This window comes from Collinsella aerofaciens, assembly GCF_032584215.1.
Lineage (GTDB): Bacteria > Actinomycetota > Coriobacteriia > Coriobacteriales > Coriobacteriaceae > Collinsella.
In genome coordinates this window covers 1-569 of the sequence record NZ_JAWHPN010000087.1, presented here as the reverse complement: position 1 = coordinate 569, position 569 = coordinate 1, and the positions used below count along the sequence as shown (strand labels likewise).

At 58.9% G+C, this 569-nt stretch carries 2 protein-coding genes; both read right to left on the bottom strand.

The features are described 5' to 3' along the window. Positions 1 to 317 (bottom strand): hypothetical protein (locus RX395_RS09875; RefSeq protein WP_316367309.1); only part of this gene is annotated, 317 nt, incomplete at its 3' end. 11 nt (positions 318 to 328) lie between these two features. Further along, a partial coding sequence (locus tag RX395_RS09870) for a hypothetical protein (RefSeq protein ID WP_316367307.1) occupies positions 329 to 569 on the bottom strand: 241 nt, incomplete at its 5' end.

Sequence of the window (569 nt, the reverse complement as noted above, 5' to 3'; positions counted from 1 at the left end):
AGATTAGCGTTAAGGCCCTTCTGGTAATTGACCTCTTTTTCAGCCCTGGTCAGCTTCTCCTCCATGGCCGTCACCTGTTCCTGCGCGGCCTCCTCGGCCTCCCTGACCCGCTGCTCGGCGGCCGCCCGTTCTCTTCCTATCGTCCTCTTTGCCTGCTCGATCGCCTCATGCTTATCACGCTCTGCCACGGCAATCCGGCGAAGCAGCTCGTCGTATTCCGCCAGAGGGAGCACCGCGTGGCTGCTATCTTTGTCATTTCGACCTCCAGGCAAAACCCCGTATCCCAAAAAGCCTCTGCTTTTAGCAAACTCGACCATGGTATCCCCCTTTATAGCCCTCGGATATAGTTGTCGGCCACCACGCTGATCCGGTTATGTCCCAGGGCCTTACTGCATACCAGCATGGCCGCCTTGTCCAGCTTCCGCCCGGCCTCGTCCTTCCTGCAGGTGTAAACCTGGCTCTGATATCGGCGTCCCGTCCCACGGTTTATCCGGTCGTAGGGGATGTCCTGGATTGCCCTGGCGTGGGCCTTGTAAATGGCCGTTGCATACTCAGCCCGGTAGCCGTGA